The organism is Agromyces sp. CF514, from assembly GCF_900113185.1.
GTDB lineage: Bacteria > Actinomycetota > Actinomycetes > Actinomycetales > Microbacteriaceae > Agromyces.
In genome coordinates, this window is record NZ_FOZD01000001.1 from 2,691,268 (window position 1) to 2,707,306 (window position 16,039).

Here is a 16,039-nt window from a genome sequence, read left to right on the forward strand (position 1 = left end):
GTCGGTCGTGGGGTGCGGCCTCTGCGGGACGCACGTCGTGGTCGCTGCGGTCGGGGTGCTCGCCCTGCGGGTCAGCCGCCAAGCGACGCCTCCTCGAGTCCGCCGGCCAGCACGTGCGCGTGCACGTGGAAGACGGTCTGCCCGGCGCCCGCACCCGTGTTGAACACGAGCCGGAAATCTCCGTCGGACAGGTCGGCGGCGATGCCTCTGGCCACCTCGACGAGCTCGGCGAGCAGCGCGGGATCGCCGGCTGCGAGCTCGACGACGTCGCGATAGGCGCCGGACTTCGGCGTCACGACCACGTGCACCGGGGCCTTCGGCGCGATGTCGTGGAACGCGATCACGTTCGCCGTCTCGGCGACGATGCTCGCGGGGATCTCACGCGCGGCGATGCGCTCGAACAGGGTCGGCTCGGCGGTTGCGGTCATGTCTCCATCGTAGCGAGGGATGCCTCACCACCGCCCGAGTCGGGCGTTCAACACGGCGATCGCCGCCGGACCGGCCGTCGAGGTGCGCAGCACCGAGTCGCCGAGGCGCACGGTCTCGGCTCCGGCGGCGACGAGCCGCTCGATCTCGGCCGGCGCGATGCCGCCCTCGGGTCCGACCACCAGGGCGAGGTCGCGGGCGTCGCCGTCGCCGTCACCGTCGGTACGGATGCCGGTGAGCGGCGTCGTGGCCGTCGGCTCGAGCAGCAGCACGCGCACGCCGTCGAGCAGCCTCGCGAGGCCGGCGGTCGCCATGAGCGGCGCGACCTCTGGCATCCAGGGCCGGATCGACTGCTTGGTCGCCTCGCGGACGATGCTCGCCCACCTGGCGCGGCCCTTCTCGGCCTTCGGGCCGTCCCAGCGGGAGACCGACCGGCTCGCCGACCACGGCACGATCGCGTCGACGCCGAGCTCGGTCGCCGCCTGCACCGCGAGCTCGTCGCGGTCGCCCTTGGCGAGGGCCTGCACGAGCGTGATGCGCGGGCTGGGCGCGGGCGTCGTCACGACGGCGCCGAGCTCGAGCACGAGTTCGCGGGGAGCCGTCTCGACCACGGTCGCCGCGGCGAGGGAGCCTCGCCCGTTGCCGACCGAGAGCTGCTCGCCGACGCGCACGCGCGACACCGTCACCGCGTGGCGCGCCTCGTCGCCGGTCAGGCGCACGAGCTCGCCCGCGGAGGCACCGGCCAGGTCGAGGCTCTCGTCGAGGTAGAGGTGGCTCATCGCGAGGTCCGTCAGCCGAGGAACTTGTCGCGCAGCCGCGCGAACAGGCCCTGCTGGAAGTGGGCGAGCTCGGGCGACGGCGCCTTCTTCGCTGCAGCGAACTGCTGCACGAGCTCGCGCTCCTTCGTCGAGAGCTTGGTGGGCGTGACGACCTGCACTCCGATGCGGAGGTCGCCGCGGCCGGTGCCGCGGAGCTTGGAGACGCCGCGGTCCTTCACGGTGAGGATCTCACCGCTCTGCAGGCCCGCCTTGATCTCGACCTCGACGTCGCCGTCGAGCGCCTCGATCTTCGCCGTGGTGCCGAGGATCGCGTCGGTCATCGACACCGAGAGCGTCGCGAGCAGGTCGTCGCCATTGCGGCTGAACACGTCGTGGTTCTTGACCTTGATCTCGAGGTAGAGGTCGCCGTTCGGTCCGCCGGCGGGGCCGGACTCGCCCGATCCGGGCATCTGCAGGCGAACGCCGGTGTCGACGCCGGCGGGGATGTCGACGGGAACCGTGCGGCGCGCGCGCACCCGGCCCTGGCCCTGGCAGGTGACGCACGGCGTCGCGATGACGGTGCCGTAGCCGCGGCACGTGCCGCACGGGCTCGAGGTCATGACGTTCCCGAGCAGCGATCGCACCGCCCGCTGGATCGATCCGGTGCCGCCGCAGATGTCGCAGGTGACGGGCGACGTGCCGGGCTGGCAGCAGGATCCGTTGCACGTGCCGCAGACCACCGCGGTGTCGACCTCGATGTCGCGGTGGGTGCCGAAGACGACCTCGTCGAGCCCGACCTCGACGCGGATCAGCGCGTCTTGACCGCGCTCGCGGCGCGAGCGCGGTCCGCGGCTCTGCTGCGCGCCGCCGAAGAAGGTCTCGAAGATGTCTCCGAAGCCGCCGAAGCCCTGGGCGCCGCCGAACCCGCCCTGGTCACCGAGGTCGTACTGCTGGCGCTGCTTCGGGTCGGAGAGCACGTCGTACGCGTGGGTGACCGACTTGAACCGCTCGGACGCCTCGGCGCCCGGGTTGACGTCGGGGTGCAGTTCGCGCGCGAGGCGGCGGTACGCCTTCTTGATCTCGTCGGGGGATGCGTCGCGTGCGACGCCGAGGACCTCGTAGTGGTCTGCCACGGAGGGCGTGTCCTTTCGATAGCGGATGCCGGTGGGGGCCGGCTGCTCAGTTCTCGCCGAGGGTGCGGGAGAGGTATCGGGCGACCGCGCGGACGGCGGCCATGCTGTGGGAGTAGTCCATGCGCGTCGGACCGACGACGCCGAGCCTGGAGACGTCGCGCCCGGGGATCTCGAACGCGCTCGAGAGCACCGACGTCTCGCCGAGTCCGAACGACGCGTTCTCGCGGCCGATGCGCACGGCGACGGCGTGCTCGTCTGCGGCCATCTCGCCGAACAGGCGCAGCAGCACCACCTGCTCCTCGATGGCCTCGATCACGCCGAGGATCGAGCCGGCGAAGTCCTGTTCGGTGCGCACGAGGTTCGCGGCGCCCGCGACGACCAGTCGATCCTGGCGCTGGGCGCGGGCCTGGTCGGCGAGCGTCGCCGCGAGCGTGTGCAGCACGGCGGCATCGGCCGGGGCGACGTCGGCGAACCCGGTCGACAGCGACTCCGCGGCATCCGCCATGGCCCGACCGCCGGCGAGCTCGTTGAGGCGGGCGCGATGCGCGGCGAGGGTCGCCTCGTCGACGGGGAAGGGCAGCTCGGCGACACGCTGCTCGACCTGCCCCGAGTCCGTGATGAGGATGCAGATGACGCGCTCGGGCGCGAGCGAGACGAGCTCGACGTGACGCACGCGCGCGCTGCCGAAGCTCGGGTACTGCACGACCGCGAGCTGCTTGGTGAGCTGCGCGACGAGGCGCACCGTGCGCGCGAGCAGCTCGTCGAGGTCGCTGGATTCGCCGAGGAAGGTCTCGATCGCGTGCCGCTGCGCACGCGTCATGGGGCGGACCTCGGTCAGCTGGTCGACGAAGACGCGGTAGCCCTTGTCGGTGGGGATGCGGCCGGACGACGTGTGCGGCGCCGCGATGAGCTCCTCCTCTTCGAGGAGGGCCATGTCGTTGCGGATCGTCGCCGCCGAGACCCCGAACGAATGCCGCTCGACGATGGCCTTGGACCCGACCGGTTCGCGTGATGCGACGTAGTCCTGGACGATCGCCCTGAGCACGGCGAGGCTGCGTTCGGAGACCATGTTCCTCGCTTTCGCCGTGCGGTTAGCACTCATTCGACCTGAGTGCCAATCATACCGCGGAACTCAGGGTAATCCCCATTGCCGACACTCGGCGCCAGCGCTAGCTTTGGCTTGTTCCGCAAGAGAACTGCGGCCACCCCCTCGCCGCAGCGGACGATACCCCCGACCCCGAAAGGCGCGCACCATGTCAGATCCCAACGCAGGCCCCGCAGATCCCAACCTGCCTCCCACGCCGCCGCAGCAGCCGGCCGCACCGCAGCCCGGCGCGCCCGCCGCACCCCTCTCGCGCGAGCAGGACATCCAGTGGGGCTCGTTCGCCCACCTCGGCGGAATCCTCGGCTTCCTGCCCTCGCTCATCATCTGGCTCGTCTTCAAGGACCGCGGCTCGTTCACGAACACCGAGGCGAAGGAGGCGCTGAACTTCCAGATCACGCTCGTGTTCGCCCAGATCGCGATCTTCATCCTGACCTCGATCATCACGGTGGTCACCTTCGGCCTCGGCAGCGTGCTCGTCCTGCTCTCCTGGGCCGTGTGGATCGTGGGCGTCGTCTTCTCGATCATCGCCTTCCTCCAGGCGAAGGAGGGTCGCAACTACCGCTACCCCTTCGCCATCCGACTCATCAAGTAGTCGGAGCGCGCGCACATCGCCCGCCGTGGGAGCGTCACCTCCCGCGGCGGGCGTTGCTGTGCCAGCATGAAGGCGTCCGCAGTCACCGCGCCGGATCGGCGCATCCGAACAGGAGAAGACGATGTCCGACCTGCCCCCTCCCCCTCCGCCGCCGCAGAACCCCTACGAGCAGAGCCCGCAGCTGAGCCCGAACGATGAGAAGCTCTGGGCCACGCTCGTGCACATCGGCGGCATCTTCTTCGGCTTCATCCCGTCGCTGATCGGCTACCTGGTCCTCAAGGACAAGGGCCCGTTCGTGCGCGCGCACACCGCGACCGCGCTGAACTTCCAGATCACGATGACGATCGCCGCGATCGTGAGCAGCATCCTCTGGCTCGTCGTCATCGGCATCTTCCTCTCGATCGCCGTCGCGATCGTGGTGATCGTGTTCAGCATCATCGCGGCCGTCAAGGCGAACCAGGGCGAGGCGTACACGTACCCGCTCTCGATCAAGTTCGTGAGCTGACCGGGGCTTCGTCCTCGAACGGGGTTCAGTCCTCGAGCAGGCGCCGTACGACGGCGTCCGCGAGCAGCCGTCCTCGCCTGGTGAGCGTCAAGCCACCGGCGAGGGCGGCTTTCGCGTCGACGAGGCCGTCGGCGATGAGGCCCGCCACGGCGTGCCGGCCGCCCGTGTGCAACGAGGCGATGTCGATGCCCTCGCGGATGCGCGTGAGCAGCAGCACGCGCTCGGTCTCGCGCGTGGGCGCGTCGAGCACCTCGCGTCCGACGGCCGGCGAGTGCCCGGCGGCGAGCCGCTCGGCGTAGGCGGCCGGATGCTTCGCGTTCCACCAGCGCACCCCGCCGACGTGGCTGTGGGCTCCGGGTCCGACGCCCCACCAGTCGTCGCCGCGCCAGTACCCGAGGTTGTGCCGGGAGCGGTGGGCCGCATCGGTCGCCCAGTTGCTCACCTCGTACCATTCGAAACCGGCCTCGGCGAACGCCTCGTCGGCGAGCTCGTACATGTCGGCCTCGAGGTCGTCGTCGGGCTGGGCGAGCTCGCCGCGGCGGATCTGCCGCGCGAGCTTCGTGCCGTCCTCGACGATGAGCGCATAGGCGCTCACGTGGTCGGGCCGTTCGGCGACGACCGCCTCGACGCTGCGACGCCAGTCGTCGAGCGACTCTCCGGGCGTTCCGTAGATGAGGTCGAGGCTCACGTCGAGCCCGGCATCGCGCGCCCAGCGCACCACGAGCGGCACCCGGGCGGGGTCGTGCGTGCGGTCGAGCGCCGCGAGCACGTGCGGCACCGCCGACTGCATGCCGAAGGAGACGCGCGTGAACCCGCCCTCGGCAAGGCGACGCAGGTCGTCGGGGCCGACCGAGTCGGGGTTCGCCTCGGTCGTGACCTCGGCGCCGTGCGCCAGGCCGAACTCGTCGCGGACCGCCCCGAGCATGCGCACGAGGTCGTCGGCGGGCAGCAGCGTGGGCGTGCCGCCCCCGAAGAAGACCGTCTCGGCCTCGCGCGCGACGACGCCGGATGCCGCGAGCACGCGCCGCGACATCCGGACCTCGTCGATGGCCTGGTCGGCGTAGTCGACCTGCCGGGCACCACGGAGTTCACTCGCGGTGTAGGTGTTGAAGTCGCAATACCCGCAGCGCACGCGGCAGAACGGCACGTGCACGTAGACGCCGAGCGCGCGCTCCTGCGCGCCGTCGGCCGCGGAGGCGGGCAGCAGGCCGTCGAGCGGCGCCGGCTCGCCGAGCGGCAGCGCGGAACCCACGCCTACACGCCGCCGGCGGGGTGCAGGGCCCGGAGCTGCTGTCGCGTGAGCTCGCGACGACGTCGGCGCACCCATGGCGCGAGGACGCGCTTCGAGCCGCCCGCGGTCGCGCGGAACGAGCGGATCGTGAGCCAGACCGTGTCGTCGTCGCGGCGCTCGAGCACGAACGACTCCTCGCCGCTCTCGAGACCGGCGGCCGTCGTGCCGAACGCGTAGCCCACGCGGTCGGGCTCGTCGATCACGTAGACCACGAGCACGGGCGTCGGGTGCGAGCGGAACCGGCCGCGTCGCACGAGCGTCGCCTGCATTCCCGACGCGATGTACGCGGTTCCGTCTTCGCCGAAGCGGTCCTCGGTGCGCGGGCCCGGCTGCTCGGCGAGCGGTGCACCCTCGGCGTCGTACACGATGCCCGGATACTGGGCGCCCGTGCCGGCGGAGACATCCGTCACCTCGTACCCTGCGCCGCGCTGGATGCCCCAGGTCATGAGGGCCTCGGCCGCACGCTGGAAGCGCTCGACGCCGCTGCCGAGCCGAACCGCGTCTTCGGCGGGGCGATAGCCCGTCGGCGGATAACGCATGAGGTCGGGTTCGAGCGTCGCGCCGATCGAGCCGTAGGTGACGGACTGATCGGTGAAGGTGCTGCGTCGGGTCATCGGGAACCTGCTTACTTCTTGTCCTTCTTCTCGACGTCGCCGCTCAAGGCAGCGATGAACGCCTCCTGCGGGACCTCGACCCGGCCGACCATCTTCATGCGCTTCTTGCCCTCCTTCTGCTTCTCGAGCAGCTTGCGCTTGCGGCTGATGTCACCGCCGTAGCACTTGGCGAGCACGTCCTTGCGCATGGCGCGGATCGACTCGCGCGCGATGATGCGCGCGCCGATCGCGGCCTGGATGGGCACCTCGAACTGCTGGCGCGGGATGAGCTCGCGCAGGCGGCCCGTCATGAGCACGCCGTACGCGTAGGCCTTGTCGCGGTGCACGATGGCGCTGAACGCGTCGACCTGCTCGCCCTGCAGCAGGATGTCGACCTTCACGAGGTCGGCGGCCTGGTCGCCGACCGGCTCGTAGTCGAGCGACGCGTAGCCAGCGGTCTTCGACTTGAGCTGGTCGAAGAAGTCGAACACGATCTCGCCGAGCGGGATGTTGTAGCGGATCTCGACGCGGTCCTCGCCGAGGTACTCCATGCCGAGGAGCGCGCCGCGACGCGACTGGCAGAGTTCCATGATGGTGCCGACGTAGTCCTTCGGTGCGAGGATCGCGGCGCGCACCATGGGCTCGCGCACCTCGCTGATCTTGGCACCCGTCGGGAACTCGCTCGGGTTCGTGACCGTGACGGTCTTCTTGTCTTCGGTGGTGACCTCGTAGACGACCGACGGCGCGGTGTTGATGATGTCGAGCCCGAACTCGCGGCGAAGTCGCTCGGTGACGATCTCGAGGTGCAGCAGGCCGAGGAACCCGGCGCGGAAGCCGAAGCCGAGCGCGACCGAGGTCTCGGGCTCGTAGACGAGCGCCGCGTCGGAGAGCTTCAGCTTGTCGAGCGCCTCGCGCAGCTCGGGGTAGTCGCTGCCGTCGATCGGATAGAGGCCCGAGAAGACCATCGGCAGCGGCTCGGTGTAGCCCGCGAGCGCCTCGGTCGCCGGCTTCACGGCCGTGGTCACCGTGTCGCCGACCTTCGACTGGCGCACGTCCTTCACGCCCGTGATGAGGTAGCCGACCTCGCCGACGCCGAGACCCTTGGTGGGGGTCGGCTCGGGCGCGCTCACGCCGATCTCGAGGATCTCGTGGGTCGCCTTGGTCGACATCATCTGGATGCGCTCGCGCGGGTTGAGCTGGCCGTCGACCATGCGCACGTAGGTGACGACGCCGCGGTAGCTGTCGTAGACCGAGTCGAAGATCATGGCGCGCGGCGGCGCGTCGGCGTCGCCCACCGGCGCCGGGATGCGCTCGACGACGCGGTCGAGGAGGTCTTCGACGCCGAGCCCGGTCTTGCCCGAGACCTTGAGCACGTCTTCGGGCGAACCGCCGATGAGGTCGGCGAGCTCGCGCGCGTACTTCTCGGGCTCGGCCGCCGGGAGGTCGATCTTGTTCAGCACCGGGATCACCTCGAGGTCGTTCTCGAGCGCGAGGTAGAGGTTCGCGAGCGTCTGGGCCTCGATGCCCTGCGCCGCGTCGACCAGCAGGATCGCGCCCTCGCACGCGGCGAGCGAACGCGACACCTCGTAGCTGAAGTCGACGTGACCGGGGGTGTCGATCATGTTCAGCGCGAAGGACGTGTCGCCGACCTGCCACGGCATGCGGACCGCCTGGCTCTTGATCGTGATGCCGCGCTCGCGCTCGATGTCCATGCGGTCGAGGTACTGCGCGCGCATGTCCCGGTCGCTCACGACTCCCGTGATGCCGAGCATCCGGTCGGCGAGGGTCGACTTGCCGTGGTCGATGTGCGCGATGATGCAGAAGTTGCGGATCAGCGCGGGGTCGGTGGCGGCGGGCACCGGCGGGGTATGGGCTCTCGGAGACATCCCGACGATTCTCCCACGAGTTTCCTTCGCACTTTCGACGGATGCCGCGCGCAGGTGCCCGCGACTACGCTGACACGCACCATGACCGCGTCAGCAGCACCCGCACCGCTCCCCCTCCTCGACTTCGGGAGGGTGTCGCCGTCGGCGCTCCGACCGGTGTTCGTCACGCTCCGATTCGGGCTGCACGTGCTCGTCGTCGGCCTGGCCCTGTTCGTCATGATCCGGGCGCTCCTCGCCGACGGCGCGAACGAGGTGCCCGTCACGATCCTCACGATCGCGTTCCTCGCCTGCTACGGCGCCGGCGTCGCGACCGCCCACCGCAACCTGCCGCAGTGGGCGCGCGTGCTCTGGCTCACGGCGCTGCTCGCGCTCTGGGCCGCCATGTCCGCGCTGACCCCGGATGCCGCGTTCCTCGCGTTCCCCCTCTTCTTCCTCGAGCTGCACGTGCTCGCCGCCCCGCTCGCCGTGCCGCTCGTGATCGTCACGTTCGGCCTCTCGGTGTGGGGCACGGCGACCCACCTCGGATTCGAGGTCGGCACGATCCTCGGCCCGCTCATCAGCGCGGGCGTCGCGATCGTCATCGGCCTCGGATACCGGGCCATGGCGCAGGAGACGAAGGACCGCCAGGCCCTCATCCTCGACCTCATCGCCACGCGCGAGGAGCTCGCGACGGCCAGCCGCGAGGCCGGCACGCTCGCCGAGCGCGAGCGCATCGCCCGCGAGATCCACGACACGGTCGCCCAGGGGCTCTCGAGCATCCAGATGCTGCTGCACGCCGCCGAACGCGACGTGGCCGACGAGCGCACGCTCGAGAAGCTGCGGCTCGCCCGCGAGACCGCCTCCGAGAACCTCGCCGAGACGCGGCGGTTCATCCGCGAGCTGAGCCCGCCTTCGCTCGACGAGCAGACGCTGCCGTCGGCGCTGCGGCGACTCGCGGCGGCCGTCGACGAGCAGGCAGCGCAGGCCGGGTCGGCCACCCGCGTCTCGTTCGCCACCAGCGGCGACCCCGTGACCCTGCCCATGTCGATCGACGCCACGCTCCTGCGCATCGCGCAGGGCGCACTCGCGAACGTGCTGCGGCATGCGCGCGCCACCCGGGCCGAGCTGACGCTCAGCTACCTGGGCGACGAGATCGCGCTCGACGTCGTCGACGACGGCATCGGGTTCGACCCCGCCGCGATCGCGAACGAGCCCGGATCCGAGCTCCGCTTCGGACTGCGGGCGATGCGCGAACGCGCCGAACGCGAGGGCGGGTCGATCGAGGTCGAGTCCCATCACGGCGACGGCACGGCCGTGTCGGTGCGCATCCCCGTGGTGACCGCGTGAGCGCCGCGGGCGAGGCGGGCGACGCGGGCGACGACCGCGCGGGCGTGCGCCGCGGCATCCGGCTCGTGATCGCCGACGACCACCCCGTGGTGCGCGCCGGCGTACGCGCGATGCTGGAGGCCGAACCCGACCTCGAGGTCGTCGCCGACGTCGACCGGGCGGATGCCGCGGTCAGGCGCGCCGCAGAGGGCGGGGTCGACGTCGTGCTCATGGACCTGCAGTTCCCGTCCGCCATGCAGGGCGCGGAGGCGACGAGGCACATCCGCTCGCACGCCGATGCGCCGCGCGTGCTCGTGCTCACCAACTACGACACCGATGCCGACATCCTGAGCGCGATCGAGGCGGGCGCGAGCGGCTACCTGCTGAAGGACGCGCCGCCCGCCGAACTCGTCGCGGCGATCCGGACCGCTGCGACGGGCGAGCCTGCGTTCGCGCCGGGGGTGTCGTCCCGACTCGACGCGAACGGCGGCCTCGAGCGTCTGACCGGCCGTGAGGCCGAGGTGCTCGGGCTCGTCGCGAGCGGCTACACGAACCGCGAGATCGGCAAGGCGCTCTTCCTCAGCGAGGCGACCGTGAAGTCGCATCTCGTACACATCTTCGCCAAGTTGGAGGTCGGGTCGCGCACGGCCGCCGTCGCACGGGCGCGCGACCTCGGCATCATCCGCTCGAACTGAGCGAACCGACGCCGACCCGACCCACCGACTCAGCAGCTCCGACTCCCCGGATCGGGCCGATCGGATGCCGCGGCCACCGCATTGGTGCCATGCGCGCGTTGCTGGTATCGTTGTCTGTTGGCTTGCGTGTGGGTCCCACCCCGCACGATTCGCCGCGCGAGGCCCCTCTACCTTCGCTCGGCACATCCGGTACCCGCACAAGAACGAAAGACGAACCACGTGGCAAACATCAAGTCGCAGATCAAGCGCATCAAGACGAACCTGAAGGCTCAGGAGCGCAACAAGGCCGTCAAGAGCGAGGTCAAGAGCGCCGTCCGTGCTGCTCGCGAGGCCATCGCCACCGGTGACAAGGACAAGGCCACCGCCGCCGTCCGCGTCGCAGGTCGCAAGCTCGACAAGGCCGCCAGCAAGGGCGTGATCCACAAGAACCAGGCCGCGAACCGCAAGTCGGCCATCGCGAAGCAGGTCGCCGCCCTCTAAGGCGCAGCGTCTGATCGAACGCCCCGCACGCGCGTCGTGCGGGGCGTTCGTCGTTTCTCGGAGTGCGCGGTCGGGCGGGCTTCTCGCGGTGCGTGGTCGGGCGATCGGACGAGCCGCGGCCGGCGTGCCCCTGTCCGTCAGGCTGCGTGCTCAGCTGCGGCCGCGTGCGGCGATGACGCCGACGAGCCGCTCGAGCGCGAAGACCGGATCGCGTTCAGCACCCTTGACCGCGGCGTCGGTGCGCGCGAGCTGCACGATGGCCTGCTGGAGGCCCTCGTCGGTCCAGCCGGCGAGATCGCGCCGGGCACGGTCGACCTGCCACGGCGCGAGCCCGAGCGAGGACGCCACCCCGGGGCCGCCACCGCGAACGCCCGAGACCTTCGCCATGGTGCGGATCTTCATCGCGAACGCCGCGACCATCGGCACCGGGTCTGCGCCGCTGTCGAGCGCGTGCCGGAGCGCCACGAGCGCGTCGCCGTATCGGCCCGCGATCGCCGCATCGGCGACCTCGAAGGCGTTCGTCTCGACGCGGCCGCCATAGTACTTGGCGACGACCGCCTCGGTGATGTCGCCCGGGGTGTCGGCCAGCAACTGCCGACATGCGGCGTCGAGCTCGGCGAGGTCGTCAGCGAAGGCCGCGACGAGCGCGCGAAGGGCCCGGGGCGCGATCGAACGGCCGGCCGCCCGGATCTCGGTCTGCACGAAGGCCTGCTTGTCGGATTCGCGCTTGAGCTCGGCGCACACGATCTCGATCGCCGAGCCCTCGCCGGAGCGGATCGCGTCGAGCATCTTCTTGCCGCGGACGCCGCCGCGGTGCCGCACGACGACCGTGACCGACTCGGTGGGCTGGCCGACGAAGTCGACCATGTCGAGGATCAGGTCGTCGGTCGCCTTCTCGGCGCCGTCGATGCGGATCAGCCGTGCCTCGCCGAAGAGCGAGGGGCTCGCGAGCGTGAGGAGCTCGCCGCGCTGGTACGCGTCGCCCGAGATCTCGCTGACCTCGAGCGCGGGGTCCTCGGCACGGAGGAGCTCACGGAGCCGGTTCGACGCACGCTCGGCCAGCACGTCTTCTGGGCCCGAGACGAGCACGATCGGCGCCGGGCGAACCTGGTCGTACGTCAGCTGCGGGATCGCCGCCGCCTTGGCTCGCGCGTTGCCGCGCCCAGCGCCACCGGTTCGAGCTGCCACGGCACCTCCCTTTCCGCTCAAGTCTACGGGCGAGGTGAGACAGTGCCCGAGTCGCGCTCGGTCCACAGGGCGAACCGCCCGTCTCCCGTCGCCGTGAGCAGGGCGGTGCCGGCGCGGTCGCTGCGCACCGGCACCGTGCCGACCCGAACGAGCAGGTCGAGCAGTCGATCGGTCGGGTGCCCGTAGCCGTTGTCGACGCCGACGCCGATGACGCCGACCGTCGCGGAGAGCTCCTCGTAGAGCCGCTCGCTCTGGTCGGCCGAGCCGTGGTGCGCGACCTTCACGAGGTCGACCGGCCCGATCGCGTTCGAGCCGAGGAGGCGGGCCTGGGCCTCTTCGCCGAGGTCGCCGAGGAACACCGCCCGACCGAGCCGGCCTTCGATCTCGAGGACGACGCTCGCGTCGTTGCCGGGCGCGGTCTCAGGGGGCGGCCAGAGCACGCGCCAGCGCGAGTCGCCGAGCCCGCCCCGGCGACCGGCGGTCACCTCAACAGCATCCGCCCCCGCAGCGACGAGCGGGTCGAGCACGCGGGCCGACCGATCGCCGTCGAGCGGGCCGTGCACGACCGTCGTCACCATGCCGACCACGGCGGGGCTGCCGGCGACGTGATCGGCATCCCAGTGCGTGAGCACGAGCACGTCGATCGACTCGACGCCGAGCAGGTCGAGGCACCTGTCCAACGCCGCGGGGTCGGGTCCGGTGTCGAAGAGCGCGGTCGCCCCCTCGGAGCGCACGAGCACCGCATCGCCCTGCCCGACGTCGCAGTCCGCGACATCCCAGTCCGCCGGGTGCGTGGCCCTCGCGACGACCGAAGGCCCGATCACGAGGCCGAGCGGCACGGCGACCAGGAGCACGAACGACGCCGTCACCGTTCGGCGCAGCGCCGGCCTCAGGGAACGTCCGAGGAGCAGCCAGAGTCCGGCCGCGGTCGCTGCGAGCATCGTGACCGCGCCGAGTGCGTCGGGAAGCCAGGGCAGTCGCCCCCCGGGCATCGCCGCGGCACCGTGCGCGACGAGCGCGATCCACGTGGCCGGCAGCCAGGCGACCTGGAGGAAGGCGAAGCCGACCGACGGCAGGAACGGCAGCACGAGGCATCCGATCATGCCGACGATCGTGCCCACCGGCGCCGCAGGAGCCGCGAGCAGGTTCGCCGGAACACCGTAGACCGCCACGGCGGGATCCAACAGGATGAGCACCGGCTGGCACGCCAGCTGCGCCGCGACCGGGACCGCGAGCACGACGGCCAGCGGCACGGGCATGAGGTCGGACAGCCGGCGGGCGAGGGGTCCGGCCAACAGGAGCAGCCCCGCGGTCGCCGCCGCCGACAGGGCGAAGCCGTAGTCGCGGGCGAGCCAGGGATCCTGCACGATCAGGACCGTGACGGCGACGGAGAGCGCCGAGACGCCGCCCGAGCGCCGGGAGGACGCGACGCCCACCAGGATCACCGCAGCCATGGCCCCGGCCCGGATGACGCTGGCCTGCGGCGTCACGAGCACCACGAAGCCCGAGAGGGCGAGCAGCGCGACCAAGACCCGTGTGCGCCGGCCCAGGCCGCACGCCGCGGCCAGGCCGAACGCGGCCGCCGTCACGATCGCGCAGTTCGCCCCCGAGACCGCCGTGAGATGCGTGAGCGAGCTCGCCTTCATGGCGGCGTCGAACTCGGCGCCGACCGCCGACGTGTCGCCGATCGCGAGTCCGGGCACGAGCGCCGCACCGTCGCCGTCGAGGCCTGCTGCGGCATCGGCGAATCCACGCCTGAGCTCCGATGCCCACTCGAGCCACGGCGGCGGCGCGCCGACCACCTCGACCTGATCGGGCGAGACGAGTCGGAAGGCGTTCGGCTCCGCGGCCGGAAGCTGCTGCGCCCTCGCACGGAGGGCCAGGCGCGTGCCCCACTCGACGTCGGTCGATGCCGGCAATCCGACCGTGACGGGGATCACGGCGGACGCCACGCCGTCGACGCTCACGAGCGCGCCGTCGACGCGGACCATCGGCTCGTCGGCTGCCCAGACGGCGGCGCGCATCGGCCGGGGCGCAGTGGTGGCCTCGATCACCACGTCGACGGTGCCCCCGGTCTCGGCGATCGTGACGAGCGGCGACCGCTCGCGTGAGGCGAGCCCCGTCGCAGCGCTCGTCGCGGCAAGGGCCGCCCCGGCGAGCACGACGAGCAGCATGGCGGCCACGCTCGAGACGACGGCCCGAGTCCGTCGACCGCGGCCGCAGGTCGAAGGGCCGACCGTGCGATCGCGGCGAGCGAGTCGGGCGGCGCCTCCGGCGATGCCGCGACGATGGGCGAGCACCGACCAGCCGAGCACGAGGAGGGCCACGACCGCGAGGGTCCAGAGTACGAACGCGATCGCTGACGCCTCGGCACCCGCAGCTGGCATCACGACCGCGACCCACGCCGTCGCCCACGTCGCGCACGCGGGCAGCAGCATGCGGAGGTCGTGCACTCAGAGCGCCACGAGGTCGGAGAGACCCGCGAACACCGCATCGCCGATGCCGGTGACGTCGTTCAGCTGGTCGACGCTCGTGAACGGGCCGTTCGCGTCGCGATAGTCGAGGATGCGCTGCGCGAGCGCCGGTCCGATGCGCGGAAGGGTGTCGAGCTCGGCGACGCCCGCGGTGTTCAGGTGCACGAGCCCGTCGGATGCCGCGGCGCCGCCGCCCCCACCGGCGCCGCCTGCGACCGGAGCCTCGCCGACCGCGTACACGACGAGCTGTTCGCCGTCGACGACCGGGCGGGCGAGGTTCACGCCGGCCGGATCGGCGTCGGCACCGAACCCGCCCGCCGCGGCGACGGCGTCGACCACCCGGGCGCCCGGATCGAGCTCGACGAGCCCCGGGCGCGCGACGGCGCCGAGCACGTGCACGAGCAGCGGCAGCGGTTCGTCGACGCCGCCGCCGGACCCGGCGGCAGCGTCGCCCGCCGCGCCGGACAGGCCGGCACCATCGGCTCCCCCGCGATCGCCGACGCCCCCGGACGACGCCCCGGCTCCGCCGATGGCCTGTTGCGCCCCGCCCCCGCCCGAGGCGAACGACAGGACGGCGGCCACGGCGACCGCCGCGACGAAGAGCACGACCGCCGCGCCCACGGCGAGCCGCACTCGGGGCCCCGCTCGTCGCGCGGCGGGGTCGAGGGCGTCGAAGGCATCGTGATCGAGCGGGTCGAGCGCGTCTGGGTGCGGAGCTGAGTCGGCGGGCATGCCCGCACGGTACTGTCCTCCGGCAGGTCTCTCGCGCCGCGTGCGGCGAGGTCCGAGCGACCGGCGCATGGCGGCTCTGGGGAGGAGGTCTCGTCATCCCGACCCGGACCCGCCGCGCCGTCGTCTCGCCGTCGCCGGTCGGGCTAGGGTGAAGGTCGCGCAGCTCGAAGGCGCGTCGAACGCCCGCTGATCGAGAGTGGAACTCACGAATGCCCGACAACCTCCGGTTCCTCACGCGCGCCGCCACCGCCGCCGTCATCGCGGCGGTCACCACGATCGCGCTGTCCGGATGCTTCATGGTGCCGCTGCTCGACGGCCGGTCGCCGTTCGACGATCCGTTCGGAACGAGTCGCTCAGACATCACGGCGGCGCTCCCCGAGGTGCAGTCCGCCCTCGACGACGTCGACACGGCGAACGGCGCGTGGAGGTACGACGCACGCTCGGGCTCGAACAACTGCGAAGGCTCCTGCTCGCTGCGCGTCGAGGTCGCGATCGTGCCGGTGGGCGCGGTCGACGCCCTGCAGGCGGCCGTCGACGACACCGGGCGCGTCCCGGTGCCCGAACAGGTGCTCCGCGACGTGCTCGTCGCCGTCGTGCCCGTCGGCGAGCAGCAGGGCGTCGTGGTGCGCGTCGTACCAGGTCGTTCCGACGACGAGATCGCTCAGGACGGCGACGCCGATTCGGACATCACGTGGCTCGAAGCCGATCTCGAGCCTGCGGCGACGTCGCTCTTCGGCGCGCCCCCGGTCCTGGGCGCATCGGGCGAGTACTCGGTCACCGAGGCGTGGGGCGACGACGTGCAGGTGCAGGCGAACACGCGCACCCACACGGACGTCCTGGCGGCGATGGGTCTGGCCTGACGCATCGGCCGGCCGG

Annotated in this window: 16 protein-coding genes; 6 read left to right on the plus strand and 10 right to left on the minus strand. The window is 71.8% G+C overall.

Annotated features, from left to right (window positions below; translation table 11 throughout):
* Positions 1–71: 71 nt before the first annotated feature.
* The 4 genes from BM342_RS12050 to hrcA are packed head-to-tail and all read right to left on the minus strand — an operon-like array spanning position 72 to position 3,386.
* Entirely contained in the window at positions 72–428 is a 357-nt protein-coding gene (locus BM342_RS12050) for an HIT domain-containing protein (protein ID WP_092966010.1), read from the minus strand.
* A gap of 24 nt (positions 429–452) precedes the next feature.
* Positions 453–1,205 carry a 16S rRNA (uracil(1498)-N(3))-methyltransferase gene (locus BM342_RS12055; RefSeq protein ID WP_092966012.1) on the minus strand — a complete coding sequence of 251 codons (753 nt, stop codon included), beginning with the start codon at positions 1,203–1,205 and terminating at the stop codon, positions 453–455.
* A gap of 11 nt (positions 1,206–1,216) precedes the next feature.
* The gene (gene dnaJ / locus BM342_RS12060) at positions 1,217–2,317 is read right to left on the minus strand and encodes a molecular chaperone DnaJ (protein ID WP_092966014.1); all 1,101 of its coding nucleotides are present in this window, start codon (positions 2,315–2,317) and stop codon (positions 1,217–1,219) included.
* Between the two features lie 46 nt (positions 2,318–2,363).
* A complete protein-coding gene (gene hrcA / locus BM342_RS12065) occupies positions 2,364–3,386 on the minus strand; it encodes a heat-inducible transcriptional repressor HrcA (protein ID WP_092966016.1) in 1,023 nt (340 codons plus the stop codon).
* 184 nt (positions 3,387–3,570) lie between these two features.
* Between hrcA and BM342_RS12070 the strand changes: the two genes are divergently transcribed.
* Together BM342_RS12070 and BM342_RS12075 are read left to right on the plus strand one after the other, a co-directional pair.
* Positions 3,571–4,014 (plus strand): DUF4870 domain-containing protein, encoded by a 444-nt coding sequence (locus BM342_RS12070; protein ID WP_092966018.1) that lies wholly within the window; start codon positions 3,571–3,573, stop codon positions 4,012–4,014.
* A gap of 121 nt (positions 4,015–4,135) precedes the next feature.
* A complete protein-coding gene (locus tag BM342_RS12075) occupies positions 4,136–4,519 on the plus strand; it encodes a DUF4870 domain-containing protein (RefSeq protein WP_092966020.1) in 384 nt (127 codons plus the stop codon).
* A 25-nt stretch (positions 4,520–4,544) separates the two neighbouring features.
* On the opposite strand, the gene hemW is transcribed toward BM342_RS12075, so the two are convergent.
* Genes hemW through lepA form a run of 3 tightly spaced genes read right to left on the minus strand, consistent with a single transcriptional unit; the run spans position 4,545 to position 8,289 of the window.
* The gene (gene hemW, locus BM342_RS12080; protein WP_092966022.1) at positions 4,545–5,771 is read right to left on the minus strand and encodes a radical SAM family heme chaperone HemW; all 1,227 of its coding nucleotides are present in this window, start codon (positions 5,769–5,771) and stop codon (positions 4,545–4,547) included.
* Between the two features lie 2 nt (positions 5,772–5,773).
* Positions 5,774–6,424 carry a DUF1990 family protein gene (locus BM342_RS12085; RefSeq protein ID WP_092966024.1) on the minus strand — a complete coding sequence of 217 codons (651 nt, stop codon included), beginning with the start codon at positions 6,422–6,424 and terminating at the stop codon, positions 5,774–5,776.
* 11 nt (positions 6,425–6,435) lie between these two features.
* The gene (gene lepA / locus BM342_RS12090) at positions 6,436–8,289 is read right to left on the minus strand and encodes a translation elongation factor 4 (protein WP_092966026.1); all 1,854 of its coding nucleotides are present in this window, start codon (positions 8,287–8,289) and stop codon (positions 6,436–6,438) included.
* A gap of 81 nt (positions 8,290–8,370) precedes the next feature.
* Here lepA and BM342_RS19910 point away from each other — a divergent pair, with 81 nt between their 5' ends.
* From BM342_RS19910 to rpsT, 3 genes are all read left to right on the plus strand, one after another.
* Entirely contained in the window at positions 8,371–9,615 is a 1,245-nt protein-coding gene (locus tag BM342_RS19910) for a sensor histidine kinase (RefSeq protein WP_092966028.1), read from the plus strand.
* Positions 9,612–10,289, plus strand: coding sequence for a response regulator (locus BM342_RS19915; RefSeq protein WP_304528492.1), 678 nt, complete (start codon positions 9,612–9,614; stop codon positions 10,287–10,289). Before BM342_RS19910 ends, BM342_RS19915 begins: the two co-directional genes overlap by 4 nt.
* A 219-nt stretch (positions 10,290–10,508) precedes the next feature.
* Positions 10,509–10,769, plus strand: coding sequence for a 30S ribosomal protein S20 (rpsT, locus tag BM342_RS12105; protein WP_092966030.1), 261 nt, complete (start codon positions 10,509–10,511; stop codon positions 10,767–10,769).
* 150 nt (positions 10,770–10,919) lie between these two features.
* Here rpsT and holA read toward each other — a convergent pair whose 3' ends face one another.
* Genes holA through BM342_RS12120 form a run of 3 tightly spaced genes read right to left on the minus strand, consistent with a single transcriptional unit; the run spans position 10,920 to position 15,163 of the window.
* Positions 10,920–11,957, minus strand: coding sequence for a DNA polymerase III subunit delta (gene holA / locus BM342_RS12110; RefSeq protein ID WP_092966032.1), 1,038 nt, complete (start codon positions 11,955–11,957; stop codon positions 10,920–10,922).
* A gap of 23 nt (positions 11,958–11,980) precedes the next feature.
* Entirely contained in the window at positions 11,981–14,410 is a 2,430-nt protein-coding gene (locus BM342_RS12115; protein WP_092966034.1) for a ComEC/Rec2 family competence protein, read from the minus strand.
* The gene (locus tag BM342_RS12120) at positions 14,411–15,163 is read right to left on the minus strand and encodes a ComEA family DNA-binding protein (RefSeq protein ID WP_092966036.1); all 753 of its coding nucleotides are present in this window, start codon (positions 15,161–15,163) and stop codon (positions 14,411–14,413) included.
* Positions 15,164–15,372: 209 nt separating this feature from the next.
* Here BM342_RS12120 and BM342_RS12125 point away from each other — a divergent pair, with 209 nt between their 5' ends.
* Positions 15,373–16,023, plus strand: coding sequence for a hypothetical protein (locus tag BM342_RS12125; protein WP_092966038.1), 651 nt, complete (start codon positions 15,373–15,375; stop codon positions 16,021–16,023).
* Positions 16,024–16,039 lie beyond the last annotated feature (16 nt).